Raw genomic sequence first — 26760 nt, forward strand, 5'->3', positions numbered from 1 at the left:
CGTGTCACGCAAAGCCTGAAGTTCAAGATCAGTGCGGGCGTCAGTTCAGCCATCACGACCGTCGGTGCCGGTGCGGCGTATCAACGGCAGGGCATGGCTTGCGCTGGCGACGGCTTGAGTACGGCGCCCCTACTGCGCCGCCGAAACCTGCCACACCCCACCCAGCGCTTGAAACAGCGCCGCCGTATCTGCGAACCGATCGGCCTGCGCACGGGTGCGGTCGAGCGCGGATTGCAACGCCTGCCGCTGCGTATCGAGCAAACCAAACTGGCTGACCCCGCCCGCCGAATACTGCGCGTGCGCGATGTCGAGGCTCGCCTGCGCCTGCTGCGCGGCATCATCACGCGCCTGCAGTTCATGCGCGTCGTTCTGGAGCGCTGTCAACGTATCCGCCACCTGTTGCAGCGCCTGCAGCACCGTCTGCTGATAGTCGGCGAGCGCTACATCGTAAGCCGCTTGCGCCGAACGCTTCTTCGCGCGCAATTCGCCGCCGTGGAAGATCGGTTGTGTCAGATTCAGGCCGACATTCCAGATGTTCAGCCCGCTCACCACGTCTTGAATACTGGTGCGCTCCGAGCCGATCCCCGCCGATAGCGCAAACTGCGGATACAGGTTCGCCGTCGCCACGCCGACATTTGCGCTTGCCTGATGCAGCAGCGCCTCCGACGCACGGATATCAGGCCGCTCGCGCGCGAGCGTCGACGGAAGGGTAAGAGGCAACGTCTCCGGCAGATGCAGCGAATCGAGGGTGATTTCGCCGAAATCCGCCTTAGACGGCGCAACGCCAAGCAGGATCGCAAGCTGATGATCGGCTTGCGCGAGTTGCGTCGCGAGCGGCGGCAACGACGCACGGGTTTGCGCGAGCAGCGTGCGCTGGCTGCGCACATCGAGCTGCGAGACACTGCCTGCTACATAGCGTCCTTCCATGATCGAAAGTTGCTGTGCCTGGGTGTCGGCGAGGCTTTGCGTCAGCGCGATCTGTTGCTGCAGCGATGCACGCCGAACCGCAGTCGAGACCACATTGCCCGCGAGCGAGAGCCGCGCCGCTTCGAATTCGAACGCCTGATAGTCGACTTGCGCCATCAGCGCTTCCAGGGCCCGGCGATTGCTGCCGAAGAAATCGAGCGCATACGATACGCTTACCGATGCGTTATACAGCGTGAACGGCCCCGGATTACGCACATTCGGAATGCCGAACTGCGCGATATCGATTTGCTGCCGCACACCGGATAGGTTGGCGTCGACGCTGGGGAATTCGCTAGCGCCAAATTGCGCGTTGTAGTTTTCGCGCGCCTCGATGAGTTTCGCGCGGGCTTGCGCGAGCGTCGGGCTCTGCCGCAAGGCCTGCTCGACCACACGATTGAGCGCGTCGGATTGAAACTGTGTCCACCACATCGCCGTGGCGTGCCGGGCAGCGTTGAACGCTTGCGACGCCCCTGCAGCACCGTTTGCGGCTACCGTCGCGGTGGGCTGTGCCTCGCGCGTATAGGTCCGCGTATCTGGCGCCGCAGGTACCTGAAAATCTGGTCCAACCGCGCAACCAGATAGCGCAGCGACGGCAACGAGAACGAGCGGTTTCATCGACCCGCCCCCCTAGTCAAGCGTGCGCCGATAGAAGCGCAGCGCAATGCCCATCACGACGACAGTGAACAGCGCCACCGGCCATACCGACGGCCACAGATCCACCCAGCCGTTCCCTTTGAGCAGGATGCCGCGAATCAGCCGGTTGAAATACGTGAGCGGCAGCAGACTACCAATGAAGCGCGCCCACGCTGGCATGCCCGCGAACGGAAATATGAAGCCTGACAGCAGCAGGTTCGGCAGAAAATAGAAGATCGTCAACTGCATCGCCTGCAGCTGGTTCTGCGCCAGCGACGACAGCGTAATACCGACCGTCAGATTTGCAGCGATAAACAGCAGCGCGGCCAGATAGATCGCAATGACATTGCCGAGGAACGGTACATGGAACACAAAGCGTGCCGCAGTAAGAATGATCGTCGCCTGAATCAGTCCGATCATCACGTAAGGCACGATCTTGCCGGTCATCACTTCGATCGGCAGCACAGGGGTGGCGAGCAGGTTTTCCATCGTGCCGCGCTCGCGTTCGCGGGTGATCGCGAGGCCGGTCATCATCACCATCGTCATCGTCAGGATCACGCCCATGAGGCCCGGCACCACATTGTATTGCGTGATGGCTTCCGGGTTGTACAGCTGGTGGACCTGCACGTCGAAGGCGGCGGGGCTGCCGTTCAGGTGCGCGAGCGGTCCGACAATGTCCTTGTCCGCGACCGGCTGCACGAGGCCGGGCAGGGCTGCGACGGCGGTGCTGGTTGCGGTCGGGTCGGTGGCGTCTGCTTCGACCAGCAGAGACGGATGTTCACCACGCAGCAGACGCCGCGAAAAGTCTTCCGGTACGCTCAGCACAAACTGCACACGACCCTGGGCCAGCGCGCGGCGGCCGGCTTCTTCGTTGGGCAAGGTTTCGACGATGTCGAAATAGTCGGAGTTCTTCATACCCGCGACGAAGCTGCGTGAGAAAGGGCTCTCGTCGCCCATGATGACGGCGGTCGGCAGATGCTTCGGGTTGGTGTTGATCGCGAAGCCGAATAGTGTGAGCTGGATGATCGGCACGCCGACGATCATCGCAAACGTGACGCGGTCGCGCCGCAACTGGCGGAATTCCTTCAGCACGACGGCCCACCAGCGCGTCAGCGAGAACAGGACGCGCGTGGTCACGATGGCGCTCCGTAGTTGTCGGTCGAATGGGTCATCAGGGAAATGAAGACGTCTTCGAGCCCGGTTTCGATGCGCTCGGCGCGTAACGCTGTACCTTCCGTGGCCTGTTTGACCGCGGACTCGAGCGCAGCGTGGTCGCTGCCGCTTACATGCAACGCTGAACCGAATACGACGGTCTGATCGACGCCGGGTGTCTTGCGCAATTGCTCCGTCAGTCGGCTCATGTGCTCGCCGTAGATGGCCCACGTGGCGAGGTTTTGCGATTCGATGATCTGTTTCGCCGTGCCTTGCGCGAGCAGTTTGCCGTAGGCGATGTACGCCAGCTTGTGGCAACGCTCGGCTTCATCCATGTAATGCGTGCTGACGAGAACCGAAATGCCGCGCGCGGCGAGCCGATGCAGTTCTTCCCAGAAGTCGCGGCGCGCGGCGGGATCGACGCCTGCGGTCGGTTCGTCGAGCAACAGCAATTGCGGCTCATGCAGCATGCACGCGGCGAGCGCGAGGCGCTGCTTCCAGCCGCCGGATAGCGCGCCCGTCAACTGGTTCGCGCGGCTTTGCAGTCCTAGCGATTCGAGCGCGCGGTCGACCGCCTCGCGCCGGTTCGGCATCTGATAGATGCGTGCAACGAAGTCGAGGTTCTCGCGGATCGTCAGGTCGTCCCAATAGGAAAAGCGCTGCGTCATGTAGCCGACGTTGCGCTTGATCTGCGCGCTCTCGCGCACGATGTCGTAGCCCAGGCATGTACCGGTGCCCGAGTCCGGCGTCAGCAGGCCACACATCAGGCGGATGGAGGTCGTTTTGCCGCTGCCGTTCGGCCCGAGAAAGCCGAAGATCTCGCCACGCGCAACCTGCAATGACACATCGATGACGACATGCTTGTCGCCGAAGCGCTTGTTGAGCTTCTGCGCGTCGATCGCGTATTGCGGCGCGGGCGAGTTCATTGCAGCGTGACCGCGACAGGTTGGCCAGGATGCAGCTTGACTGCGTCGGCGGTAGACGGATGGGCTTCAACCATGAACACCAGCTTCGCGCGATTCTCGTTGCTGTAGATCACGGGCGGCGTGTATTCGGCCTCGCTCGACAGGTAAGTGATCTTCGCGGCAACGTCCGCCGCACAGCCATCGCAGTGGATCGTCAACGCACGGCCAAGCGCGAGCTTGCCGACCACCGTCTCCGGCACGAAGAACCGCACCTTCACATTCTGTGGCGGCAGCATCTGCACGACCGGATTGCCGGCCTGGACCCACTCGCCGACGCGATATAGCGTGTCGTACACGAGTCCTTCTGCGGGCGCACCGACGCGCTTCTGGTCGAGCTTCCATTGCGCCTGTGCGACGACTGCCTGCGCCGCGGCGACCTGCGCACTCTGTGTGGACAGTTGCTGCGTTCTGCCTGGCAGTAGCGCGACCTCAACCTGGCTGGTCAGCTCGTGGACCTGCGCCGCGGTGGCGTCGGCGTCGGCGCGCGAGTTGTCGAGCTGCGCCTTCGCGATGCCGCCCACGCGGAACTGCGCGTCGTCGCGCGTCAGTTGCAGCGCGGCCTTGCGGGCATTGGCGACGGCTTGCGCCAGCTGAGCCCGGGTGGCATTCACCTCGGGACGGCGCTTGCCGGTCTGGATGTCCGCTAGTTGCGCGCGTGCCGCGGCGAGTTGCTGCTGGGCTTGCTGGAGCGCGGCGGCTTCATTGACGGATTCGAGTGCGAAGACAGGCTCGCTTGCCGCGACGGTTTGTCCGCGCGCGACCGACAGTTGCGTCAGCGTGCCGGACTGCGACGAACCGAGATACACGAACTCGCCCTCCACGTACCCTTGATACGTGTTGTCGTCGTGATGCGAGCAGGCGGACAGCGTCAGTACAACGAACAGCATACATACGCAGGCGCGCAAACGTCGGGTCATGACTTGCTCCGTGAAGCAACGCGGCGCTTTGGCTGCGCCGCACGGGGTAGCGGCTGCATGCCGCCGATCAACAGCGCGCTCACATGCCGGCGCAACGCGTCGCGCTCGATCACGGGCAGACCCCGCACGCTTTGCCAGATCTTCGCGGTAGCGAGTGGCAACATCACCAGCGCGAGTATTGAGTTGAACAGCATCTGCGCTTCGAGTTCACTGTTGACGGTGCCATCCTGCTGAGCTTGCGCGACCCGAGCGCCAAAGCGCTTGATGTTATGGAATGGAATGCGCCGCAGCATCCGTTCGCGCAGCAGGCCGCCCTCGTTGACGATTTCCCGCAGCCACAACGGCGGCAACCACGGCATGCGCTCCGTCACATCGAACAGGCGCGCGACGAATTCCTGAGCAATCGCGAACGGATCGCCGGCGGTGTCTTCCGCCGCGGGCTGCCAGACGAACTCCGCTGCCAAGGCAAGCCGCTCCTCGACCACCGCATCGAGCAACCGTTCCCGATTAGTGAAGTAGTAATGGACTAGCGCTGACGTGACATCTGCCGCAGCCGCGATCTGCGCGACGGTGGTGGCGGCAATGCCGCGTTCGGCAAAGAGCCGCGTTGCCGTATCGAGCAGATGTTCTCGCACGTCGAAGTCTTCGACCGCTGGGCGGCGGCCGAGTGGCTTCGTGGGCGTGTGTTTTGCGTTCATTGCTTCACAGTAATTGATGAGTTAGTTAAATTCAAGATCGGGTGCGCCCTATGCTATCTGGATGTCTCTGACGGATGCGTTGCCGTATCTGTCTCGGGAATTGCAGGCAACGGCGCACAGATGGCCGATCTCGTCTTTATGCGTGAGTTGAAGAAATGACTGCGCTTCAATCCGCGCCAGGCGCTCGAAACAGGTGATGGACTATTTAGCGCCGTGAGCGGCAATCTGATCGCACCGACTTGGGTTGGTAGCCTGCTGTTCGATCTCGCCTTCCGTGTCTCGGTGGAAACGACAACTACGCTCGTCGGCAGGGATCGCCGTCTTTGTGTCGGAACGCGATATTAATCGCTGGGGTCATAGCGCGCACGCCGCAGTTGACGTCGACAAATACCATGTTCAGGTCTGTACGAAATCGAACACCGGAGCCCATCGAAGGCGGCAAAAGAAGCGGAAGTAAGCAGGAGGTGACGCCTGATAGCCGCGCATGCTGCTGATGTAATAGGCAGTTCAGTGGATGCTGGCGCAGGTAAATCGATACGCACTTGATATAGGTCAACGAAAGCCCCGACATCACCGCTGCTGTCAGGAAAGCGTCATATGGGCAGTCGAGACTGGATCGCTCACCCAGACAAACGGCTGCCATGATGCAAAAGACCCAAGCGATCGCTGTGATGCGACAGAGCAACCCAATACTTGTTGGCAAACAGGCCCGGCGACAACATTGACCCACATCAATGGCCCCGGGTCTGTCATCGCATAGTCTGAAATTTGGGCAAACGGCTCGGCTATCGTCCTTCAGACGTCAAGTGCTGGCGCGTCTGCAGCACGGACACGAACGACGGTTCTAGAGAGTTTGGGAAGCAACCCGGACCGTTTGTAAAAGCCCGACCGGAGGACAAACTGGTCGTCGCGAAATCGTCACCTATTCTAGTCAGCGTAAAAGCGTACGAAAGACCAATTGAGGAGGCTAGCATGCGCGCATCGGATGTAATGACCACGGCCGTCATAACGGTAAAGCCGGAAATGGCCGTGCGTGAAGTTGCCAGATTGCTTTTGGAACAGGGAATCAGTGGGGCACCGGTTATCGATGCAACTGGAAAAATCGTCGGGATGATCACCGAAGGCGACCTGATTCACCGGACAGAGGTCGATACCGAGAAGCCCACACGCTCTTGGTGGCTTGATCTGTTTTCGTCGGACCGTGATGCAGAGGACTATGTGAAGTCTCATGGCCTGAGGGTTAGCGACGTTATGACCTCAGATGTGATCTCGGTTGATGAGGCGACCTCTTTAAGTGAGGTTGCTAACTTACTGGAAACACGACGAATTAAGCGGCTTCCTGTTATACGGGCCGGGCAACTTGTGGGTATTGTCAGCCGAGCCAATCTCATCCAGGCGTTGGCCAGTTCATCGGAGGAGGATGTGTTGAATGAGGCGCCTACAGACCACGAGATCCGCGCGATGCTGATGGGCGAACTAACCGGTCACAGTTGGGCTTTTGCGGGCCGCAACATTGTCGTTAGCAACGGCGTTGTCCACCTGTGGGGCACGTTTCGCTCAAGGGAGGCGGTGGAGGCAGTGCGTGTTGCGGCGGAAGCGACTCCTGGGGTCAAGCGCGTTGATGATCACACTGAGGAATACCCGGTGGTCATTTCAGGGTTTTAAGGTTCGCAGGAGGAAGGGGAATAAAGGGTCTGCACGGCCTTCCGTAATTCACCCTGATCCGCGTACCGATCGGGTTGATGTGGCGTCGCGCCACCTTGCACGAAGCCGTGCTGCCGGTCCCAAGCTACTTCGACCGAAATGATTTCCCGGAGCATGACATGCGATCAATTGGACGTACGGGCTCAATGCGCGCCTTCAAGTCGGGCGCTCCAGGACCGTCCGCCCTGAACGCTCAAAATCTTCCGGCCATCGACCGCCGCGAACCGCCAGCATCAGCATCCAAGGTCTCGCAGGTCCTGTCGGCCGCCATTTTCGATGTGGACGGCGTTCTGCTCGCTTCGCCTCACGAGCGCGCCTGGCGAGAGGCGTTCCATGACTTTGGCGACCAAGCACGCTTTACCACGGCGATGTATCAGTCTGAGGTCGCGGGCAAACCGCGACTCAGCGGCGCACTGGCCGCCCTACAGGCGTTGGGCGTACCCAATGCTGAGAAACAGGCCGCGGCGTACGCAGAGCGTAAGCAGACGCGACTGGAGGAACTGATCGGCGCAGGGTCTGTGAACCCTTTTCCCGACGCGCTGCGTTTCGTCCTGGCCCTTAGAGGATTAGGTTGGTCGCTCGCCGTCGCCTCATCGTCGAAGAACGCCAACGACATGATGCGGCGCATTTCCGTGGATCCTGATCACAGCCTGTTTGATGTCTTTAGCGCCAATGTCTGCGGTGTCGATCTGAGGCACGGTAAGCCAAACCCTGAGATCTTCCTGCGTGCTGTCGCGGAACTACGTGCCGCGCCCGCACAATGTTTTGTGGCCGAGGATTCGCCGGCGGGTATTGAAGCCGCCCGTGCAGGCGGAATGGTAGCGTTGGGGATCGCGCGGCTGGGTGACGCTGCGCTGCTTTGGGCGGCCGGGGCGAATCTGGTTGTGACTAGCCTCGATGAGATCGACATCAATGAACTCGCGCGCGGGCGCCTGTGCCGGAGATCGCCGTGAACGGGCGGGGGATTCTGGACCGAGCGTTGACGCCAAGCACCGACCCAGACTGGATCATCTCCGAGGCCGGCTACGACCCACTACGTGCAGCCAGTCGGGCATCGCGATTCGCAATCAGCAATGGCTTTCTCGGCGTGCGCGGCGCGCGTGCAATTCATCGCGGAGGCCGTTGGGTTGCTGTGTCCCATACGATGGTGGCCGGGCTTTTCGACGCGCTCGAGGAGGAGGACGCCATACCGCGCCTGGTGGCGATTCCCAACTGGCTTCAAACCCGGATCCTCCTCGGGAAGGAGCCCCTGGTACACGCAGAGGGTGACGAGAAATCGCAGCAGCGGATCCTGGATATGCGACGGGGCGCGGTGGTCGCTGTAGACCATCTTTCGAACACAGAGGGCATCAGCGTCCGATTACGGAGTCTGCACCTCACCTCGCTTGCCGAGCGGTCAATCGGCCTTCAACTCGTCCAGTTTGAGATAGAGCAAGCTGGTATCGAGGTCACGCTTGAGGCTGCCGTGGACAGCGTTGGCATGGGCCTGCTGTCGGAGCACGTCGAACAGGGTTTCGGCGTATGGCGCACGAGTTCTTCTGGCAAATGTGTGGCAATCGCTGCTGCATTGTCGCTGCGGATTGACGATCAGGATGTCGTGCCGACGGAATGCGGGCCGTTGCGTTGGTCCTGGAGTTGGAGGTCACAGCCCGGACAGACGATTTGTCTAGCGCGTTCGGTAGCTGTGACGCGCAGCGATGTTGAAGACGCCAAGTCCGGCCGCGATGCGCAGATCTCGCTCGACGCTGCGCAGAAACTCGGTTGGTCTGGCGTGGTGGCCGCGCATGAGGCCGCCTGGACGAGCCGCTGGCACGATAGCGACGTCGAGGTGCAAGGCGATCCGGCCGCACAGCGGGCATTGCGGTTTGCGCTCTATCATCTAAACGGCGCCGCCAATCCGGCAGACGAGCGCGTCTCGATCGCAGCTAGGGCGCTCACCGGCACCGATTATCATGGGCATGTATTCTGGGACACCGAAATTTACCTGCTCCCGTTCTACATTCTGACCTGGCCCAAAGCGGCGAGGGCGCTTCTCATGTACCGCTTCCACACGCTGGATGGAGCTCGCGCGAAGGCGACTGCAATGGGCTGGAAGGGTGCCCTGTATGCCTGGGAGTCGGCTGATACCGGCGAAGAGGCGTGTCCTTCCCGGGTGATCGCACCGGATCGCAAGCTTGTCGACGTTCGCTGCGGCAAGCAAGAGCAACATATCAGCGCGGACGTCGCCTACGCTGTCTGGCAATACTGGGAGGCGACAGACGATGATGTCTTCCTGCGCGAAGCCGGAGCCGAGATCCTGTTCGAGACCGCCCGTTTCTGGTCGTGCCGGGCACAACTTGAGGGGGACGGACACTATCACATACGCGGCGTTATTGGTCCCGACGAATATCATGAATCAATTGACGACAACGCCTTCACCAATGGCATGGCGCGCTGGAATATCCGGCGTGCGCTCGAGGTGGCCGCATTGTTGCGCACACGTTGGCCGCAACGCTGGGTGAGCTTGTCAGCCTCCCTTGTCCTGAACGACAACGAACTGAAGCAATGGCATAGCGTTGCCGAAAGAATAACGACCGGATTTGATCCCCGGACCGGGCTCTTCGAGCAATTTGCGGGGTTTTTTGCACTCGAGGACATCGATCTCGGTAACTATGCGGGTCGTTCGGTGCCGATCGACGTGGTGCTGGGGCGTGAGCGAACGCAACGATCCCAGGTGGTTAAGCAAGCTGATGTCGTAGCCCTGCTGGCACTGCTACCTGACGAGTTTCCCGGCGACTCAGCGATGCGAAACTTTGACTACTACACGCCGCGCTGCGGGCATGGGAGCTCGTTGAGCTTCGCCATGCACGGGATTGTCGCTGCCCGGCTGGGTAACACTGAAGCCGCGTTGGATTTTTTTCATAACACATCGGCGATTGATCTCGACGATAGCCACCCAACTATGGACGGTGGCGTACATATTGCGAGTCTGGGCGGGTTATGGATGATGGCGGTATTTGGCTTTGCCGGGCTATCGCTTGGGGGTGACCACCTCGCGCTCAATCCAAACTTGCCAGCTTCATGGCAGTGCCTTGCCTTTAGCGTGCAATGGCGTAACAGGCGTCTAAAGATCAAGCTCGTGCCTGCTATGCAAAGCCTCGAAGCGACGCTGGAAACGGGAGAACCGATGAAGCTTGCGGTAAGCGGGAAGGTCTTTGATCTAACTTCGCTGGAGACGCTTCGAATTGCAACAATTTCGAGGACCAGCATGTCGCCGGGCGAATCGAATGGATGATCGCTACGTCAGCGATGGTGGCTTTCCGCATATCATCCAGCTCTATAGCGGAGTTCTCGATCACAGTTCGACGCGGAAAAGACACTGAGGAGATGTGCTATATCGAACTCGACCGTTAACGACCAACGCGACTCCGCGCAGACGAGCTACGTTGCTTGCCGCCACGTTCCGCTGATAACCTGAGGCCACTTCGCCCGATAGCGTTACGCGGCCCTTCTCAACTTCGATCCTAACCGCTCCCTCTGTCAAACCGGCAATCCATCTAAGGACTGAGCGAGCAGCCGACGCGATCTCCTCGTCGGCCCGCTTGTCGCTGTCCGGAATCCGCACGTCGAGTCCGATGACGACCGCCTTTACTCCTTTTACACGCTGAGCCGCTCTTTCCGCCCTGATTTTGCTATGGCAGAACTTGCGACTTGCTGTCTGTCAATCTGGCCCTGCATTGCAATTTGCTGCCTCGGACCGACTGGTGGGAGCCAGCGAGGACATCAGAAGGGCAGTTCTCATCAATCGGCCCGATCGCCCAGTTAAGCGCGCAGACCACGGCCTCGTTGGGCGTGCGGAACGATTCCACGTCCTCGGACAAATACTTGCGATAGTCGCTCGATACTTCTTCGGGCCGCAAGTGGCAACGGGCGGCGACCGGGAAAAATGGGCCGCCGGCCTCGCGTGCCGTGGCACTAATAATGCATGACTTATAGTCGAAAACGCATGGAACTCTCTCCATGTTGAATGAGGCGGCACCAAATCAGGACGGCGGTTCGTCGTCGAAGCACCCACGTTCACGGCTCGTGAACGGCTGCGCAAGGGTCATTGCCGCACTTCGTTGTCCCTTTGGCGCTCGAGTTCTGTCGACTTCAACTCGTTCATAGCAGCGTCCTTGTCGGCCTTGCGGTTGATCTTCGCGTTGGCGACTTCTTCCTTGTATCGGGCCTTCGCTTCCTCGACGCTCGCATGCATCTGCTGTTTAGATGCCTTCTTCGACGCACGATATTCGGCGGCCGCCTGGGCATTGGCATTTCGCCGTTGCACGAAGGGGTCGGTCGGAGCCGGCGTCACCGGTCGCTGCGCAGGTGTCGGAACGCCAGCGGCAGATGCTTGACCGTTCGAAATACTGGGCGCCGGCACGTCGGCCGTGTTCCGGTCGACGCGCTCCTGTTCTGCCATCGCGGGTCTGGTGCTCAAGGTATATGTAAGCGTCATGAGCGCAACCAACACGCCGACCAATACACGAATTCGAATCTGAGTCATATAACGCTTGCTCCGAAAATATCCTGGTGTCCAGTCATGGCGCTGAGAGTCGCCATACCCTCCAGATTACTCACGCATGCGTGATTGTCGACCTGCCGTTTGGCAGGCGGAAGCGGGCCGCGATGTGTATCGCTTGCTTCAGCCGACGAGCCAGCGGGCATTTCATCACTGGCGAAGTACCCACTGAACGAGAACATGTGCATCGTCGCGCGAGAGAAGACCGCCGCCGCGTCCAGCGGCTGATGGCATCGCCATGTCTCCCCAGTGCGCCCGGCCGCCCAGCCGTAGCTTGCCTTCGAGCATGGCGCTGGCATCTGGCACGCGGCGATAACGTGCGGCGATCTGTTGAAAGGAGGGGGCGCGAAACGGTGTATCGACGGTGTGGCAAAACATGCAGCGTTGCTGGTCTAAGAGCGCCGTGGGTTCGCCCTCGGCGAACGCGCAGCCAACGCCACCGAGTAGCGTTGTGGCGGTGCCGAGCACGCGGAACAGATGCCTCATGTTTGGCCGATTCAGGATGACACTCCAAGAAAGCCACGTTCTCGGCACAGCGTACGTGCGCAGAGGTCTGCTGCCTTGATCCAGGTCAAGTGACATTTCGTTTGGCCACGCCCGTTTTGCGTCGAAGCGGTTGCTCTACCTACCCCGAAATTGCCCGACGCTTGAGTGTCGACCTATGACGGTTGGTGCGCCGCGAGTTGGAGCATGGACGGAAGTGTGAAGCCCGCTTTTTGCGTGCGGTGCATACCTTCGCGAACGCCTTGAAGCGACCTTCAACATCCGATCGACAGATCAATCGTGGCCGACATGGCGGCACCGGAGTGCGCCGAAGTTCGCGCGATGCGAGCTAGCTCTTTACTTCTCGCCAGGCAGCCGGACAGCGATGTCTACCGGTCCTTTTTCTTTACCGAACAACGTTTCCGGATGCTGCCGATAATCTGCATTCCTATATGGCGTCCATCATACAGGGCTAACCCACGCGATCGGCCGGCGTTTGCCCCATTTCTTCAGCCCCAGGACAGCTGCGGGGACTGCTACCGTCACGACCACGAAAATAGTGATCCCGATCACTAGCGGCAGGTTTAGCCGATGCTGCAGCCCGAGCATGCCGGCGCTGGCGAGCACGACGATCAGGTAGGCAATATCGTAAGACACGAGGCCGATCAGCATCGCTGCCATCGCGATCTCCGGGGGAACGTGTCGTCTGATCAGACCAAGTACCACCAACATCGTGCCGCTGATGCCGCCGCTGGGCAGTACCTGGTCGGTGAAGACCTTGGCGACGCCAAGCGGAACGAGAGTCCGCAGCGGCAGTGGATGTCCCGCGCGATGCAAGGCCTGACGCCACACGAAAGCTGCACTGACGTAGGTTCCCGCCTGCACGAGGAGCGCCACGAGTAGCCACGCAGGATGTGCCGATCGCACAAGCTGGAGCAGCTTTTCGAGCGAACCGAGATGCAGTGTGACGAGAATGACCGCGAAAAAACCCAGCAGGCCCACCACCCAAAACATCAACGATCGCAGCCGTGACGCTTTGCCGAGCAGACCCGGCGCGATCCTGACAATCCCTGTCTCGGTAGAAGGAAGGGGCCTTCCCTCCTGCGGTAGGACCTTGCTCTCAAGGTTTTGGGACGCGTGGACGGTGTGAGTTTGCGGAGTGGGCTTGTATGACCTGTAGCGAGACAGGAAAAGGCTGCCGATGCTCTCGGTATTGCCTGGTCGTTGGCGCCGACTTGAACATTGTAGTTGGGGTTGGGGTTGGACGCCACCATCCTGAAGGAAGAATTTCGCCGTGGCGGCTCGCTGCAGCGGCTGTTGCCGCCACCGCTCCAGTCGTGAGCCGCGTCGGTTGCATGCGCAAAGCCAGACACTCACTCGTCCGTTTCGAGAAACTCCCGCGTGGCGCGCGCCTGCGTCGAGTTATGCAGGGCATCGAGAGCGCGGCGTTCCTTCGATAACCGTGATAGCCGGGGAGCGAGTGGGTTGACCCATGTCAATGTGGAGGATGAGTCGCGGAATAGAGTGAATCGGGGCGCTGTCACCGGACCGGTTGGGACCGGCTGGCAGTGCACATCACTCGCCCGCGAAAGTACTACCAATTATCCGAGGAAACATGCCGGTCCACAACGCAGACATCGGGGCCGCATTCACTGAAATCGCGGATCTGCTCGAGATCCAGGGCGAGAATCCGTTCCGCGTGCGTGCGTACCGCAATGCGGCACGCTCCGTGGGCGAACTCGGACGCAGTGTGCAAACCATGATCTCGCAGGGCGAAGACCTGAAAGGCATTCCCGGCATCGGTGACGATCTTGCGGCAAAGATCCAGGAGATCGCCGCCAGTGGGACGTGCACGCTGCTTCAGCGTTTGCGCAAAGCGTTGCCTCCCGCGGTCACGGAGTTGCTGCAGATTCCGGGGCTTGGTCCGAAGCGGGTTCGTGCGCTGCACGAGGCACTCGATATACAGACGCTGGAAGAACTCGATCACGCGGCAAGGCAGGGGCGGATCCGTCTGCTGCCGGGTTTTGGCGAAAAGACCGAAGAGCACATCATCGAGAGCATCGAAGCGCGTCTGAACAAATCACGACGCTTCAGGCTGGCTGTGGCCGAGCAGTACGCCGAGCCTCTGCTTGAATACCTGCGAGCCGTGCCAGGTGTGGAAGCGGTGCTCGCCGCAGGCAGTTTTCGTCGCATGCGGGATACCGTCGGCGATCTCGATGTCCTTGTCGCGGCACGTGACAGCGCCGAGGCGACACGGCGCTTCACACACTATGATGAGGTGAAGACGGTCCTTGCCAGTGGCGAGACCCGGTCGAGCGTGGTTCTGCGTTGTGGCATGCAGGTCGATCTGCGTGTCGTTGCACCGGAAAGCATTGGTGCGGCGCTGGTCTATTTCACGGGATCAAAAGCGCACAACATTGCCTTGCGGCGCATGGCTCAGGCGCGGGGGCTCAAGATGAACGAGTACGGTGTGTTCAGGGGCGCCCAGCGCATCGCCGGAGAGACGGAAGAATCCGTCTATCAATCTGTCGGGCTCGTGTGGGTCCCACCGGAATTGCGCGAAGATCGCGGTGAAGTGGAGGCGGCGCATACAGGACATCTGCCGACCTTGATTGAACTGGGTGACCTGCGCGGCGATCTGCATGCCCATACGAAAGCAACAGACGGCCACGATAGCCTGCGTGACATGGCACTGGCTGCGCGTCAAAGCGGATTGAGTTATCTCGCGATTACCGAGCACTCGCAGCAGCTTGCGATGGCGCATGGATTGGACACGGTACGCCTCGCGAAGCAGATTGATGAGATCGACCGGCTAAATGCGCAGCTGGAAGGCATTACGCTGCTCAAGGGCATCGAAGTCGACATACTCGAAGACGGCAGTCTCGACCTGCCGGATTCCATCCTTGCCCGTCTGGACATTGTGGTGGGCGCGATTCATAGCCACTTTGATTTATCTCGTGCGAGGCAAACCGAGCGTGTATTGCGCGCGATGGACCATCCGTATTTCAGCATTCTTGCTCATCCCACCGGGCGCCTGATGGGTGAGCGGGAGCCGTACGACATCGACCTGCAGCAGGTCATCCGCAAGGCGCGTACCCGTGGTTGCTACCTAGAACTGAACGGGCATCCTGAACGGCTCGATCTGCTTGATACTCACTGCCAGATGGCCAAGGCAGAAGGGGTTCTGGTCTCGATCAATTCGGATGCTCACAGTCGCTTGGAATTCGGAAACCTGCGTTACGGAATCGGGCAGGCCCGTCGTGGCTGGCTGGAGAAAGCCGACGTACTCAATACGAGATCGCTTGCAGAGTTGCGCCCGCTACTCGCGCGCACGCTCTGTGCCGCGGAACCGACATGAACACAGGTGGATGCCGCCGTGCCTGAGCTGTTTCCCCAGCCTGCTGCTCATCGACCTGTACGAACTGACGAAGCTCCATTCATAGTACGGTGACAGGGCATGAAACATTTCGATGTGTTCAATGGCGATGCCGACGGAATCTGCGCATTGCATCAGTTGCGATTGGAAAAACCATTGAGGTCTTCGCTGATCACAGGTGTCAAGCGCGACGTCGAACTGCTCGCCCGCGTTCCGGTCAGCTCCGACATATCCGTGACAGTGCTGGACATCTCCCTGGACGTCAATCGGACAGCATTGCTTGCGTTGCTCCAGCACGGAGTCAAAGTTGAATACTTTGATCATCACTTTTCCGGAGCAATTCCTGCACATCCCAACCTGAGGCCATACATCGATACGACGCCAGAAACTTGCACGAGCCTGCTCGTGGACCGTCATCTGGGAGGACAACACAGGCTCTGGGCTATCGTCGGCGCCTATGGCGACAACCTCTTGCATGCGGCCGGAACGCTTGCTCAGAGCCGCACGCTGCAACCTGAGCAAGTCGAACAGTTGCGTGAACTCGGAGAGTCGATCAATTACAACGCCTATGGGGACACTGAGGCGGATCTGTTAATCCCACCTGCCAGGCTTTACGAAAAGCTGCACCGTTATTCCGACCCATTCACTTTCGTGACAAACGAGCCGATTACGCAGGCGCTGCGTGACGCTCGACGCCAGGACATGGAGTTGGCACAGAGACTGCGGCCCGATGCTGCTCTCGCATGCGGAGCAATCTATGTGTTGCCAAATGAGCCATGGGCACGAAGGGTGCGTGGCGCTTTCGGTAACTTCCTGGCTACGAGCTTTCCTGATCGTGCCCACGCCGTCCTGAGCGAGGACGTTCAGGGTATTTACACAGTGAGCGTGCGCGCGCCGCTGGCGAACCCTTACGGTGCCGTTGACCTGTGCAGACGGTTCGCAAGTGGTGGGGGGCGGGAGGCTGCGGCTGGTATCGGTCGGCTTCCACATGATCGTCTGAGGGAATTCACTCTCGCATTTGAAGAAGCGTTCGTGAACAGTTCTCAGGTTCAGACCATCTCCACTCAGACTGCGCGACCATCCACGCAATGAGGGCTTTTGGGCAGCGCAGTGGGCTGGTTTGTACGCACGACCCAGTCACCTATTCAGCGCCGCCTACAGCCACATCGACGGGCGGGCACGCCAACACAGGGCGTGATGCGCTGCGCAATGTGCGCTCGGCGACGCTCCCGAGCAACCATCGAGTCGCAGCTCGCCGGCCCCGCGTCCCCATGACCAAAAGCTGAGCCCCCCAGCGATCGGCGTCGAGTGCAATCGCTGCATGTACATCGCGCGCATCTGCGGACGTATCGATCAACTCTGTGTCGCCCGTTCGCCCGTATGCTTTTAGGAAGGCTGCCGCGCGGTCGAGGGTTCGCCTGCCATCCCGGGTCAAGACATCATCTGGCCAACCGTGCATATGCAGCACGCTATCCACCACAAACACGACCCGCCACATCGCCCCGTGCGGCACCGCTTCTAGCGCGGCGCACAGCGCGCGCATTGCCGTTTCACTGCCGTCAACTGCGACGAGGACGCGGGAAGGCGCGGCCACGTCTGATTTCAGGTTCTCTGATGGCACATACAGCACTGGAACCCCAACCATCGCAGCCACATCTTCTGGATCGAGGCGCTCGCCCCAGCCTCCTGCCGTCGCGCGCGGATGCGCAGCGATGGCGACCAATGTCGCGTCCCATTGCTGCACCGCTTCGCCCAACACCTGTGCGGCGCGACTGCCATGAACCGAGAGGTCGAGAAGTTCTGTCTCCGGTGCGAGGTTGGGGCCTTCGATATCTTTCTTCGCTTCGGCTAGCGCTGCCTCGTTCACCCGAATCGACTCGACGTGCGCGTCGTGCCAGTCCGAATAGCTCAACGGAAGTGTCGGAAACAGCACGCGCGGATTTCCAACGATGCTCACGAGCCTGACGGCTGCGCCCGGCTCCGCGAACCCCATTGCATAACGCGCAAGCGACCTCATCCCCGTGCCACCGGCCACAGCGATCAATAGCCGATTGAACGGACGATGCCCCAGCGTAGCGTTTACTAGACTGCTCATCGGATCACCTCTTTCCAAAAGGATCAGTTGGTCGCCACAGTTAAGGGTCCTTTTCCCTCAACTGTCGAAGAATCTGGTTCCATCATGGGCGCCGGAGGGGGGTGCCGGTTGATTTGTGTCAAACGAACCGCGCGCTATCCGACGCGCCTGACAGACATCAGTGTCTGCCAGGATGCCTGGCCGCGACCGCACGCCCAAGTGGCACCACCGACGCTCAGCGCGAACCCGGTGGTGTCTACGTGCTGCGTAAGTGACGAGCAGAACGTGCATCAGTTTTTGCCCGTCTGCCGCATCATCGCAGGGTTGCTCACTGTGCAGCGAGCTTCGGGGAATGACTCACACTACAACAATTGATCGTCGAGCAACCTCAGATTTTTCCGCTTCACCGCGCTGCGCCGCTCGACCCCATCGGCGTGCAGCGAGCGGATCATGATGCGCTCGCCCCGTGCCTCACCCAGCACCTCCGCAATTCGGTCGCCGTACCGCACCAGCGCGCCGCTCTTGGGACGTACCTTTAGCAGGAGGCGGGCGCGGGAGCTGACAAGTTGGGTGCGCGGCATGGCTGAAAAGTGAAAGCGTTCATCGGCAAAGGAGACGGCCCGTTAATCCGGGCTCGGGCGAACTAACGGCGACGCGCCTGCGCCGGCGAGAAATTGACGTAGTTGTTTTTCGGCTTCCACCACCCGGGGCATCGGTGCCTCGCTCAATTACTGGCCGTGCAGCGCCAGTAAGCGTTCGATCACGGGCCCGTCCTGCTCGCTGATTATCCATTTGCCACATTTAGCTGCGACGGCGAGGGCGTTTTCGAACGCCGCTTCAGCCTGTTCGTAACACTCAACGGGCAGCTCACCAAACCCCATGCGCTGAAGGTAGTAGGCCGTATACACCGAACGGACCAACTCGTTGATCTGATGCCGATTCGAGCGGTCGCCTCGGCAAGCAGCCAGCGCAAGGTGGTGGGCGAGCGACAACTCGCGTGCTGATTGTGCCGGCATCGGTAAAAGCGCCGACTTGCTCAGCGGTTTGCGGATTGCACCCGGGCGGGTGGGCTTTCGCTTGGGCATATGCCATGCGCGTATTGAACCAAAGTTCACAAAAATTTGGGCCATCCTGCTATCGACGTCTCAGCTGGCTACTGGTCGTTGTTGGTGCCGAGGCCGGAGTCGAACCGGCACGCGCTTCGAATGGTGGCGGATTTTGAGTCCGCGGTGTCTACCATTTTCATCACTCGGGCTGGAGGGCCGGCCTCCCGTGAGTCGCACACGGTACCCGTGGATGATAAGCCCACCGAGTCTCCAACCACGTCTGGGATCGAGCCCCAAAGTGCGAGCCGCATTTTTGGGGCAACAGGGCCGGCGCTCCACGATGCTGAAGGGCGGCGAGCGGCCACGAAAACCATTCGCTGGCGCGAAAAATCGAAGCTTCGGCCGTCAGCGCGGCATTAATTGGCAGCCATTTCGTTGGCGAAAGTTGGACATTGCTTCGCCAGCTCCCAGGTCTTTCGACATTCAGCGCGTTCGAGGGGCAGCGATTGTTCGCCCACTCTGGATTGATGCAGTCGGTCGGGGCATGAGACAGCTACCGGATTGCACGCTCATTGCTTTCTGTTTCGGGGCGCCTGGTCGACGGGCATTGATATACGTCAATTGCACGGCAAGGTGCAGAGATAGGCTATCAGTAACGCGCAGTTGCTGACAGCTGCCAAGGCGCACGGGAGCGTAGATGACGAGGGGTGCCGCGCGGACGCCAGCCCGCACGTCGGCACGGGCTAACAACACCGCGAGGCAACTCCATGGGATTTTTATTATTGGCAGCAATCTTCCTTTCATCGACTGGATTGCTTATCAAAGCTTCGGTAGCGCCGCCGCCGGCGGTGATTGCGCCGGCCCCTGCTTCCGGCTCGGGAAAAGGCAGGACCACGGCCCCGCAGCCGCGTCCCGAGTTGCCGGGGATGAGTGCTCCACTCCCTTAGCGGGATCCTGATCCGCCCTCACCAATACTGCGTCGAACAAACGCATAAGTGTGGATGCGTGTCCGAAGCGCCGGTTCGATGCAGTGACGATATGTGCAATGGCAACGAATGGTAGTTGTCCGATTAAATACGGTCGTTGTGACCCTCCAACTCTGAACGGCCGCTACCGGGGGCGTGAGCTGTCTCTCGAGATCCATCAGCGGCGCTGCTTAGGAGACGCGGAGCGGTTAATTCGGGTGGTTAATCGACGTAAGCAATTGAAGGGCGGTTTAAGGGTGAAGTGCAACATGGGTTTAATGTTTAGAGGTTGTCTTGCTGAAGCCAGGGTTGCAGCGAAGACCTCGGAGGTGACAAACAGGTCCAGCTCGTCCAACGCGACGAGTAGGACAATCATTTGGAGACAACCATGCATTTCGACTACCAACAGTTCCACATCGACGCGTCGCCTCTTGATGAGGGCGGCCACTATTACGCCCGCGCAAAGATCTACCGGCGCGCCTCCGTGGGTAGCGATGCCGTCGAGGTAAAGTATTCGGGCGATCTCGGCGATTATTCCTCCGACGCGGCTGCTATTGAGGCGGCACAGCGCTGGGCGATTCAGTGGTGCGACGAGAACTCGGCTCAGGCCACGAGCTACGATTCCTCTAGAATCACAGTGGAGACACATATGGCCGAAGGGAAGGAGCAATTTGAAGAGCACGAAGGCTTCACTATCCGCGTCTTGGTTATTCCGGAGTATTCGCCGCACCCACCAGACATCCAGTTCGGGTATGTCGGATACGTTTGTCGCCCCAGCGCAGATATTCGCTATTCGCCTAGCAAGGTGAATTTCTCTCACGCGGTACCTGACCTTCCAAATGCAGAGGCCGCAGAGCAAGCCGGGTTCGCCGAAGGGCGGTCGATCATTGACAGGACGCATCCGGACTTGACGGTTGATGGTCTGTAATTTCGCGCGTCGCCTTCCCGAAGTTCGATTACCGTAGACATGAGTGGCCGTTCGACACCATCCTACCTACGTCAGACCCCGTGTCCAGCGGGTCATCCTGACTGGCCGCGACGATTAAATGGGCGCATCGGTCCCGACACCGCGTAGCCAAATTTGTACAGTCGTCGATGGCGATCCGTTGCCCACACCTGTTGGCGCGTTGACCTATCTGCTTCAAACCACGATCCGCGACAGGGATGATCCATGTCAAACGACCCCGAGCTTTCCACGCATAGCCTGAACGGACTGCACCTGGCAAAAAGGGAACAATTTTTGCCAGAAGCGGTACTGTCGAAATTCGACTAATGCACAGGAATATAGGATCGAGCAGCCAACGAAAATCAACCATATCTGCATCTGAAGTCAAGAACAGTAACGTGGTATCGGTCAAACCTCAGATGACAGTTCGTGAGGTTGCAAAGATGTTGATGGATCACCGAGTCGCAGTCCACCCTTTACCGCTACGGCTGGGCGTCTCATCGGCATGATCAGCTAAGGCAACCTGACTGATTGGACACAACTCGGTACTGGTACGCGTCGCAACTCCTGATGGCACAAACTGGTTTCGTGAGGCTGTGACGTGGAGTTACGTTGAATCACATGATCTGAAGGTCGAACGCGTAATGACGGTAGATGCCATTTCCGTGGATCAAGGCACGCCGATAAGCGAGTTCGCCAATATAGTGGAACCGCGACGGTGTAGGCCGAGACCGCAATGTTGTTGTCGATTTCATCCTTTTTCACTCAATAGCAATCTCTCAACGCCATGGAAAACACGCAAGATCATTCCGCGAGCCAGTACCTGATTCCCGCCGACGAGACGGCGCGAACTGATCGACAGGTCAACGCACCGGACGCGAGCGCCGCACCGGAAACCGCGTACGAAACTGAAGCACTGCTCGCCGAAGCGCAAGCACGAGCGACGTCGCTGCAGGAGGAGTTCTTGCGCGCGAAAGCGGAGACGGAGAACGTACGGCGCCGGGCACATGAAGACGTGCAGAAGGCGTATAAGTTCGCTATCGAAAACTTCGCGCAAAGCCTGCTACCGGTAATCGATAGCCTGGAAGCGGCGCTGGCGCATTCGTGCGACGATTTTACGCAATTGCACGAAGGCATTGAACTGACGTTGCGGCAGCTGACCGGTGCGCTCGAAAAAGGAAGGGTCGTCGAAGTAAATCCGGTTGGCGAAAAGTTTGATCCGCACCGACATCAGGCCATTTCGATGGTGCCCGCCGAGCAGGAAGCCAACACGGTCGTGTCGGTGCTGCAAAAAGGCTATGTGATAGCGGATCGCGTATTGCGGCCTGCACTCGTGAGCGTTGCCGCATCGAAAAACGTTTAGTTAAAGACACTGCTGTGATGGCCATATCCCTGCCGAGCTCCGAGCCACACGAGATCCTGACGCTTGGGCGAGCGGCCGGCTGGGACGACGCGAAGCGCATGAGCGGGTTTCACAAGGAGCGTTTCGAACGGCTGAAAAAAAGACCGATGCGCATCGGGTTTGGGTCTTGAGAACCGTGCGAACGAACATATTTGAAGTTAAGAGACGGTTTCAAAAAGGCTGAACAGATCGCTTGAGGGCACTCCAACAGATGAGGCAAGCGGCGAACTTCAGGAAGGCTTCATGGATCCTGGCAAGTCGTTCGTAGCGCACTCGAAGACGATGGAAATTATGGAACCATGCATGAGTACGTTCGACTACCCATCGATATTTTCCGAGACCACTGCCATGCTCGGATCGGCGCCTCGCAAGAACGGGTTGGATACCCCGATCGCGCAATTTCTGCCGGTGTACATTGGAGTCGTATCCGCGATCAGCGTAGAGGACTTGAGGCTTTTTCAAAGCGCGACCGCGAATACCGCGAATGGGTGGAATCGCCTCAACGAGCGGCAACAATTGTGTGATGTCATTGCGATTGGCACCGGTCAAAATGATCGAGAGTGGCACCCCATTTGCGTCAGTAGCGACATGGTGCTTGGAGCCCGGTCGCCCACGATCTACGGGGTTTGGCCCAGTTTTTGGCCTGCCCCGATAGCCCGCACAGAAGACGAATCGACGATCACCCGTGAGAGGTCGATTTGGCCTGCTGCACGTAACTCGGCAAGCAGCAGTTCGTGCAGTCGATCCCACACCCCCGCTTCTTGCCAGTCGTGCAAGCGGCGCCAACAGGTCACCCCAGAGCCACAACCCATTTCGGCGGGTAGATCGCGCCAACGCAGCCCCGTGCGCAGCACAAACAAAATGCCGCTCAATGCTGCGCGATCGGGTACCGGCTTGCGACCTGGGTACTTCTCGCGTCGAGGCTTCGGCTGTGGCAGTAAGGGTTCGATTCGTTTCCACAATTCGTCGTCAATGATTGGCTTGTTCATCCCCTTGACCTCGTTGTCATGACGACCAAGGTTAACAGCATGTCCATGAAGTTAACAGCCCCTTTCATGTCTTTTTGAAACCGTCTCTAAGGGTTGAATCTTTGGGCAAAGGAAGGAGGTGATAGAAATGAGCAAAATCATCGGTATCGATCTGGGCACGACGAACTCGTGCGTCGCGATCATGGAAGGCAACACGGTCAAGGTGATTGAGAACGCGGAAGGGGCGCGCACCACACCGTCGATTGTTGCGTACGGAGGCGACAACGAAGTTCTCGTCGGGGCACCCGCGAAGCGTCAGTCGATCACGAACCCGAGGAACACGCTGTACGCAGTCAAACGGTTGATTGGCCGCCGTTTCGACGAAAAAGAAGTGCAAAAGGACATCGCGTTGATGCCTTACAAGATCGTGCGCGCCGATAACGGCGACGCCTGGGTCGAAGCCCGCGATCAAAAACTGGCACCGCCGCAAATCTCGGCTGAAGTGCTGCGCAAGATGAAGAAGACCGCTGAAGACTATCTCGGCGAAGAAGTGACGGAAGCCGTCATTACGGTTCCGGCGTACTTTAATGACAGCCAGCGTCAGGCGACGAAAGACGCGGGCCGTATCGCCGGTCTGGAAGTGAAGCGGATCATCAACGAACCGACCGCAGCCGCGCTCGCGTTCGGTCTGGACAAAGCCGAAAAGCGCGACCGTAAGATTGCAGTGTACGACTTGGGTGGCGGCACATTCGACATATCGATCATCGAAATCGCGGACGTTGACGGCGAGAAGCAGTTCGAAGTGCGGTCCACCAATGGCGACACGTTCCTCGGCGGCGAAGACTTTGACCAACGCATCATTGACTACATCATCTCCGAGTTCAAGAAGGACCAAGGCGTTGATCTGTCGAAGGACGTGCTCGCGCTGCAACGCCTGAAAGAAGCCGCTGAAAAGGCGAAGATCGAGTTGTCGTCGGCCGCCCAGACTGAAATCAACCTGCCGTACATCACGGCGGACGCGTCAGGTCCGAAGCACTTGAACCTGAAAATTACGCGTGCGAAGCTGGAGTCGCTGGTTGAAGACCTGATCGAACGCACGATGGAACCGTGCCGTATCGCTATTAAAGATGCAGGCGTGAAGGTCGGCGAAATCGACGACATCATCCTGGTCGGCGGTATGACGCGTATGCCGAAGGTGCAGGAAAAGGTTAAGGAATTCTTCGGCAAGGAACCGCGTCGTGACGTGAACCCTGACGAAGCCGTGGCCGTTGGCGCCGCGATTCAAGGCCAGGTTCTGTCGGGCGACCGCAAGGACGTGTTGCTGCTGGACGTGACGCCGTTGTCGCTGGGTATTGAAACCCTCGGCGGCGTGATGACGAAGATGATCAACAAGAACACGACCATCCCGACCAAGCACGCACAGGTCTATTCGACCGCTGACGACAACCAGAGCGCTGTGACGATCAAGGTGTTCCAGGGCGAGCGTGAAATGGCAGCGGGCAACAAGCTCCTTGGCGAGTTCAACCTTGAAGGCATTCCGCCGGCATCGCGCGGCACGCCGCAGATCGAAGTGAGCTTTGACATCGACGCGAACGGGATTTTGCACGTCGGCGCGAAGGACAAGGCAACGGGCAAGGAAAACCGCATCGTCATCAAGGCGAACTCGGGCTTGTCGGACGCTGAGATCGACAAGATGGTGAAGGACGCTGAAGCGAACGCAGACGAAGATCACCGTCTGCGTGAACTGGCCGACTCGCGCAATCAGGGCGACGCGTTGGTGCACAGCACGAAGAAGGCCGTGGCTGAATACGGCGACAAGGTCGAAGCGGCTGAGAAGGAAAAGATCGAAGCGGCGTTGAAGGATCTTGAAGAAGCACTGAAGAGCACGGCGAGCGACAAGGCCGCGATTGACGCGAAGATCGAAACGCTGGCAACGGCGTCGCAGAAACTCGGCGAAAAGATGTATGCCGACATGGCTGCAGCACAAGGTGCGGCGGGCGCGGCAGCGGGTGGGGCGAATTCGGCGGGCGCAGCAGGCGGCCCCGGTGCGCAAGCGGCACCGGAGCAGCACGACGATGTTGTCGATGCCGACTTCAAGGAAGTGAAGAAGGGCTGAGTCGACCGAGCTGCTGCTTGAGCCGTGTGAGTGCCTCAGCGATAAAGCCAGACCCGTGCGGCTATTGTCATGGCGCAGGCACGGTGAGGGAAACGAGAACGCTGGAGGTGAAGATTCCGCCGGCTATCAACGGCGGTCCGATCGGCGATTTATATGTCGAGATTCACATCAAGCAGCACTCGGTGTCGGCTAAATTAGTTCACCCCCCACAAAAGGAAAAGCGGACCGTTGTAACCGCAACTACTCTTCGAGCCTGCGCCGGGCCAGAGGGCGTGCCACGATAGACGCATGTACGCCGAACTGGCGGGCCGCGTCCGCTGCTGTCTTCTATCCGGTTTCGATCAGTTTCACGATTTCCCGCTGCTGGCGGGGCTTGAGCTTTGGCCGACGGCTGCCGGGAGGGCCTTCCCTACGGGCAGCAGCGAGGCCATGGCGGGTCCCTTCGCGCAGCATCTCCCGTTCGAACTCGGCGAACGACCCGGCGAAAGAACGGGCACCGAAGACGAGGCCAGTTCCACGTCTGCACCACAACCGACGAGGTGCGTGTGGCGCCGGTAATGCTTTAGGAAGCGGCCGACCGGATCTGCGGGAAACGGCTGAAGGCGGTGATTCCGACACTGATCGAATTCATGACGTGGTATAGACATCTTTCACTGTCGGACGGCTTACTCGAGGGGATTCTCGGCGTCGAAGGAGTCGGCAATGCGTCGCGCCGGCTCTACGCATGCCCGTTTTCCGGCAGAATCGCGACGCGCACATTAGCATCGAGCGCGGCCGAGAGTAAATGTGCGTCCCACCTCGCGCCATGTCGCTCGACATCGAGCAGCGCGGCAACTAGCGACAAACGCTCCCGGCATGCCTGTGCGTTGGCAGCCATCGATGCGTTGACATCCGTGTTGTCGACCGGCCGCGGTAATTTCTGGTTGCTACCCGCAGCAAGCAGCACGAGCGCATTAAGTGCCACGAGCAACGCTTTCATCATGCGTGCCCGTTTGCCACATCCGGTTGGCTTGCGATCGATCCTTCGGCACGTGCTGCGGTTACACCTGGTGGAGACGTTCACTAACGAACGCTTTAGTCGAGGCGACCTACACTATTGCGCCTTGGGTCGACCCTTCACACCACGCTCAACTTATCCACGACGCGCTGTACTCCCTTCGCCGACCACGCAGCCCCGCACGCCGCGCGCTTTTCTGCCAGCGAACTGACCATGCCCGTCAGCGTGACCACTCCGTCACGGGCGTCGATTTCGATGCCTGCGAACTCTCGCTGCGCACGTCGCGCAAGCGCTGCAGAAATCTGGACGCCAACATCGGCGGCGACCTGATCGGCCCGGACTGTGATCTGGTTCATCACACCCATCACTCCACGCATGCGGCTCACCAGCATTTCAGCGGCATGGCGCTGATAGCCCCAATCAACTTCGCCAGTGAGGGTCACGCAACCGCGTTCGACCTCGACCTGAATCGCGTCCTTGGGGAAGTCTTCCTGCCACTTGAGCGCCGATAGGATCGCAGTGGCGAGATCTTCGTCGCTGTGCGTCGCAGGCGACGATTCCGGGACATTCACTTCCATCACGAGCACGCGGCAGCCAGCCACGCGTTGCGCAGCCTTCTGCACCGCGAGTTTCTGCGCGTAGCTCGGCACTACCCCCGCGAGCGTAACGATGCGATCGTGAACGGTCACCCTGATATCCCGCGCGTCAATCGCCGGGTCCCAGAGCAATTCCTGCTCGACGTCCTGCTTTAGCGCTTGATCTGACTTCATCCCGGTCTCCTCCTCCAATCGTCCACGGCACCGAAGGACGCC

Annotated in this window: 22 protein-coding genes, 1 tRNA gene and 2 pseudogenes; 9 read left to right on the forward strand and 16 right to left on the reverse strand. The window is 59.7% G+C overall.

Annotated features, from left to right (window positions below):
* Positions 1-129: 129 nt before the first annotated feature.
* The 5 genes from ACSQ36_RS42495 to ACSQ36_RS42515 are packed head-to-tail and all read right to left on the reverse strand — an operon-like array spanning position 130 to position 5331.
* Entirely contained in the window at positions 130-1581 is a 1452-nt protein-coding gene (locus ACSQ36_RS42495) for an efflux transporter outer membrane subunit (protein WP_436186878.1), read from the reverse strand.
* 12 nt (positions 1582-1593) lie between these two features.
* Positions 1594-2736, reverse strand: a complete 1143-nt coding sequence (locus ACSQ36_RS42500) for an ABC transporter permease (RefSeq protein WP_436186879.1) — start codon at positions 2734-2736, stop codon at positions 1594-1596.
* The gene (locus ACSQ36_RS42505; protein WP_436186880.1) at positions 2733-3677 is read right to left on the reverse strand and encodes an ABC transporter ATP-binding protein; all 945 of its coding nucleotides are present in this window, start codon (positions 3675-3677) and stop codon (positions 2733-2735) included. The genes ACSQ36_RS42500 and ACSQ36_RS42505 overlap by 4 nt, the downstream gene beginning before the upstream one ends.
* Entirely contained in the window at positions 3674-4633 is a 960-nt protein-coding gene (locus tag ACSQ36_RS42510; RefSeq protein WP_436186881.1) for an HlyD family secretion protein, read from the reverse strand. The genes ACSQ36_RS42505 and ACSQ36_RS42510 overlap by 4 nt, the downstream gene beginning before the upstream one ends.
* On the reverse strand, positions 4630-5331 hold the full coding sequence (locus ACSQ36_RS42515) for a TetR/AcrR family transcriptional regulator (RefSeq protein ID WP_436186882.1): 702 nt from the start codon (positions 5329-5331) through the stop codon (positions 4630-4632). The genes ACSQ36_RS42510 and ACSQ36_RS42515 overlap by 4 nt, the downstream gene beginning before the upstream one ends.
* Positions 5332-6303: 972 nt before the next feature.
* Between ACSQ36_RS42515 and ACSQ36_RS42520 the strand changes: the two genes are divergently transcribed.
* The 3 genes from ACSQ36_RS42520 to ACSQ36_RS42530 all read left to right on the forward strand — a co-directional run bounded on the left by ACSQ36_RS42520 (position 6304) and on the right by ACSQ36_RS42530 (position 10309).
* Positions 6304-6996 carry a CBS domain-containing protein gene (locus tag ACSQ36_RS42520; RefSeq protein ID WP_436186883.1) on the forward strand — a complete coding sequence of 231 codons (693 nt, stop codon included), beginning with the start codon at positions 6304-6306 and terminating at the stop codon, positions 6994-6996.
* Between the two features lie 158 nt (positions 6997-7154).
* On the forward strand, positions 7155-7988 hold the full coding sequence (locus ACSQ36_RS42525) for an HAD family hydrolase (protein WP_436186884.1): 834 nt from the start codon (positions 7155-7157) through the stop codon (positions 7986-7988).
* Positions 7970-10309, forward strand: a complete 2340-nt coding sequence (locus ACSQ36_RS42530) for a glycoside hydrolase family 65 protein (protein WP_436186885.1) — start codon at positions 7970-7972, stop codon at positions 10307-10309. The genes ACSQ36_RS42525 and ACSQ36_RS42530 overlap by 19 nt, the downstream gene beginning before the upstream one ends.
* Positions 10310-10369: 60 nt before the next feature.
* Here the strand turns inward: ACSQ36_RS42530 and ACSQ36_RS42535 are convergent, their stop codons facing one another.
* The 4 genes from ACSQ36_RS42535 to ACSQ36_RS42550 form a co-directional block, all read right to left on the reverse strand.
* A complete protein-coding gene (locus ACSQ36_RS42535; protein ID WP_436186886.1) occupies positions 10370-10639 on the reverse strand; it encodes a BON domain-containing protein in 270 nt (89 codons plus the stop codon).
* Between the two features lie 480 nt (positions 10640-11119).
* The gene (locus ACSQ36_RS42540) at positions 11120-11560 is read right to left on the reverse strand and encodes a hypothetical protein (RefSeq protein WP_436186887.1); all 441 of its coding nucleotides are present in this window, start codon (positions 11558-11560) and stop codon (positions 11120-11122) included.
* 165 nt (positions 11561-11725) lie between these two features.
* The gene (locus ACSQ36_RS42545) at positions 11726-12061 is read right to left on the reverse strand and encodes a c-type cytochrome (protein WP_436186888.1); all 336 of its coding nucleotides are present in this window, start codon (positions 12059-12061) and stop codon (positions 11726-11728) included.
* A 459-nt stretch (positions 12062-12520) separates the two neighbouring features.
* The gene (locus ACSQ36_RS42550) at positions 12521-13072 is read right to left on the reverse strand and encodes a lysylphosphatidylglycerol synthase transmembrane domain-containing protein (protein WP_436186889.1); all 552 of its coding nucleotides are present in this window, start codon (positions 13070-13072) and stop codon (positions 12521-12523) included.
* A gap of 601 nt (positions 13073-13673) precedes the next feature.
* Here ACSQ36_RS42550 and polX point away from each other — a divergent pair.
* Positions 13674-15416 (forward strand): DNA polymerase/3'-5' exonuclease PolX, encoded by a 1743-nt coding sequence (gene polX / locus ACSQ36_RS42555; RefSeq protein ID WP_436186890.1) that lies wholly within the window; start codon positions 13674-13676, stop codon positions 15414-15416.
* A gap of 99 nt (positions 15417-15515) precedes the next feature.
* Entirely contained in the window at positions 15516-16526 is a 1011-nt protein-coding gene (locus tag ACSQ36_RS42560; RefSeq protein ID WP_436186891.1) for a DHH family phosphoesterase, read from the forward strand.
* Positions 16527-16575: 49 nt separating this feature from the next.
* Here ACSQ36_RS42560 and ACSQ36_RS42565 read toward each other — a convergent pair whose 3' ends face one another.
* The 4 genes from ACSQ36_RS42565 to ACSQ36_RS42580 all read right to left on the reverse strand — a co-directional run bounded on the left by ACSQ36_RS42565 (position 16576) and on the right by ACSQ36_RS42580 (position 18763).
* Positions 16576-17529, reverse strand: coding sequence for a universal stress protein (locus ACSQ36_RS42565; protein WP_436186892.1), 954 nt, complete (start codon positions 17527-17529; stop codon positions 16576-16578).
* 341 nt (positions 17530-17870) lie between these two features.
* Entirely contained in the window at positions 17871-18089 is a 219-nt protein-coding gene (locus tag ACSQ36_RS42570; protein WP_436186893.1) for a hypothetical protein, read from the reverse strand.
* Between the two features lie 147 nt (positions 18090-18236).
* Positions 18237-18524 carry a hypothetical protein gene (locus ACSQ36_RS42575; protein ID WP_436186894.1) on the reverse strand — a complete coding sequence of 96 codons (288 nt, stop codon included), beginning with the start codon at positions 18522-18524 and terminating at the stop codon, positions 18237-18239.
* A gap of 151 nt (positions 18525-18675) precedes the next feature.
* Positions 18676-18763: transfer RNA gene (locus ACSQ36_RS42580), tRNA-Leu, on the reverse strand.
* A gap of 1144 nt (positions 18764-19907) precedes the next feature.
* On the opposite strand from ACSQ36_RS42580, the pseudogene ACSQ36_RS42585 reads away from it, so the two are divergent.
* Positions 19908-20123, forward strand: a pseudogene (locus tag ACSQ36_RS42585) (hypothetical protein); the annotation flags it as partial.
* Between the two features lie 1129 nt (positions 20124-21252).
* Complete coding sequence (gene grpE, locus ACSQ36_RS42590) at positions 21253-21828, forward strand: nucleotide exchange factor GrpE (RefSeq protein ID WP_436186895.1); 576 nt, start codon at positions 21253-21255, stop codon at positions 21826-21828.
* Between the two features lie 210 nt (positions 21829-22038).
* Here the strand turns inward: grpE and ACSQ36_RS42595 are convergent.
* Positions 22039-22856 (reverse strand): IS5 family transposase gene (locus tag ACSQ36_RS42595; RefSeq protein WP_436186896.1). Its coding sequence is split into 2 segments (ribosomal slippage): positions 22039-22508 and positions 22508-22856, totalling 819 coding nucleotides; the frame shifts between segments, so codons are not numbered across the junction.
* 127 nt (positions 22857-22983) lie between these two features.
* Between ACSQ36_RS42595 and dnaK the strand changes: the two genes are divergently transcribed.
* Both dnaK and ACSQ36_RS42605 read left to right on the forward strand, forming a co-directional pair.
* The gene (dnaK, locus tag ACSQ36_RS42600; RefSeq protein ID WP_436186897.1) at positions 22984-24951 is read left to right on the forward strand and encodes a molecular chaperone DnaK; all 1968 of its coding nucleotides are present in this window, start codon (positions 22984-22986) and stop codon (positions 24949-24951) included.
* Between the two features lie 47 nt (positions 24952-24998).
* A pseudogene (locus ACSQ36_RS42605) lies at positions 24999-25136 on the forward strand (molecular chaperone DnaJ); the annotation flags it as partial.
* A gap of 533 nt (positions 25137-25669) precedes the next feature.
* Here the strand turns inward: ACSQ36_RS42605 and ACSQ36_RS42610 are convergent.
* Both ACSQ36_RS42610 and ACSQ36_RS42615 read right to left on the reverse strand, forming a co-directional pair.
* Positions 25670-25933 carry a hypothetical protein gene (locus tag ACSQ36_RS42610; protein ID WP_436186898.1) on the reverse strand — a complete coding sequence of 88 codons (264 nt, stop codon included), beginning with the start codon at positions 25931-25933 and terminating at the stop codon, positions 25670-25672.
* A gap of 134 nt (positions 25934-26067) precedes the next feature.
* A complete protein-coding gene (locus ACSQ36_RS42615) occupies positions 26068-26718 on the reverse strand; it encodes a BON domain-containing protein (protein ID WP_436186899.1) in 651 nt (216 codons plus the stop codon).
* Positions 26719-26760 lie beyond the last annotated feature (42 nt).

This window comes from Caballeronia sp. LjRoot34 (assembly GCF_964253815.1).
Taxonomy (GTDB): Bacteria; Pseudomonadota; Gammaproteobacteria; order Burkholderiales; family Burkholderiaceae; genus Caballeronia.

Excerpts from the sequence above, each read along its gene's own strand:
- ACSQ36_RS42520 (WP_436186883.1), top strand. The coding sequence starts at position 6,304 with ATGCGCGCATCGGATGTAATGACCACGGCCGTCATAACGGTAAAGCCG.
- ACSQ36_RS42510 (WP_436186881.1), bottom strand. The coding sequence starts at position 4,633 with ATGACCCGACGTTTGCGCGCCTGCGTATGTATGCTGTTCGTTGTACTG.
- ACSQ36_RS42565 (WP_436186892.1), bottom strand. The coding sequence starts at position 17,529 with ATGAGCAGTCTAGTAAACGCTACGCTGGGGCATCGTCCGTTCAATCGG.
- ACSQ36_RS42610 (WP_436186898.1), bottom strand. The coding sequence starts at position 25,933 with ATGATGAAAGCGTTGCTCGTGGCACTTAATGCGCTCGTGCTGCTTGCT.
- grpE (WP_436186895.1), top strand. The coding sequence starts at position 21,253 with ATGGAAAACACGCAAGATCATTCCGCGAGCCAGTACCTGATTCCCGCC.
- ACSQ36_RS42570 (WP_436186893.1), bottom strand. The coding sequence starts at position 18,089 with ATGCCGCGCACCCAACTTGTCAGCTCCCGCGCCCGCCTCCTGCTAAAG.
- ACSQ36_RS42550 (WP_436186889.1), bottom strand. The coding sequence starts at position 13,072 with ATGTTTTGGGTGGTGGGCCTGCTGGGTTTTTTCGCGGTCATTCTCGTC.
- ACSQ36_RS42575 (WP_436186894.1), bottom strand. The coding sequence starts at position 18,524 with ATGCCGGCACAATCAGCACGCGAGTTGTCGCTCGCCCACCACCTTGCG.
- ACSQ36_RS42615 (WP_436186899.1), bottom strand. The coding sequence starts at position 26,718 with ATGAAGTCAGATCAAGCGCTAAAGCAGGACGTCGAGCAGGAATTGCTC.
- ACSQ36_RS42515 (WP_436186882.1), bottom strand. The coding sequence starts at position 5,331 with ATGAACGCAAAACACACGCCCACGAAGCCACTCGGCCGCCGCCCAGCG.
- ACSQ36_RS42505 (WP_436186880.1), bottom strand. The coding sequence starts at position 3,677 with ATGAACTCGCCCGCGCCGCAATACGCGATCGACGCGCAGAAGCTCAAC.
- ACSQ36_RS42525 (WP_436186884.1), top strand. The coding sequence starts at position 7,155 with ATGCGATCAATTGGACGTACGGGCTCAATGCGCGCCTTCAAGTCGGGC.
- polX (WP_436186890.1), top strand. The coding sequence starts at position 13,674 with ATGCCGGTCCACAACGCAGACATCGGGGCCGCATTCACTGAAATCGCG.
- dnaK (WP_436186897.1), top strand. The coding sequence starts at position 22,984 with ATGAGCAAAATCATCGGTATCGATCTGGGCACGACGAACTCGTGCGTC.
- ACSQ36_RS42495 (WP_436186878.1), bottom strand. The coding sequence starts at position 1,581 with ATGAAACCGCTCGTTCTCGTTGCCGTCGCTGCGCTATCTGGTTGCGCG.
- ACSQ36_RS42540 (WP_436186887.1), bottom strand. The coding sequence starts at position 11,560 with ATGACTCAGATTCGAATTCGTGTATTGGTCGGCGTGTTGGTTGCGCTC.
- ACSQ36_RS42545 (WP_436186888.1), bottom strand. The coding sequence starts at position 12,061 with ATGAGGCATCTGTTCCGCGTGCTCGGCACCGCCACAACGCTACTCGGT.
- ACSQ36_RS42560 (WP_436186891.1), top strand. The coding sequence starts at position 15,516 with ATGAAACATTTCGATGTGTTCAATGGCGATGCCGACGGAATCTGCGCA.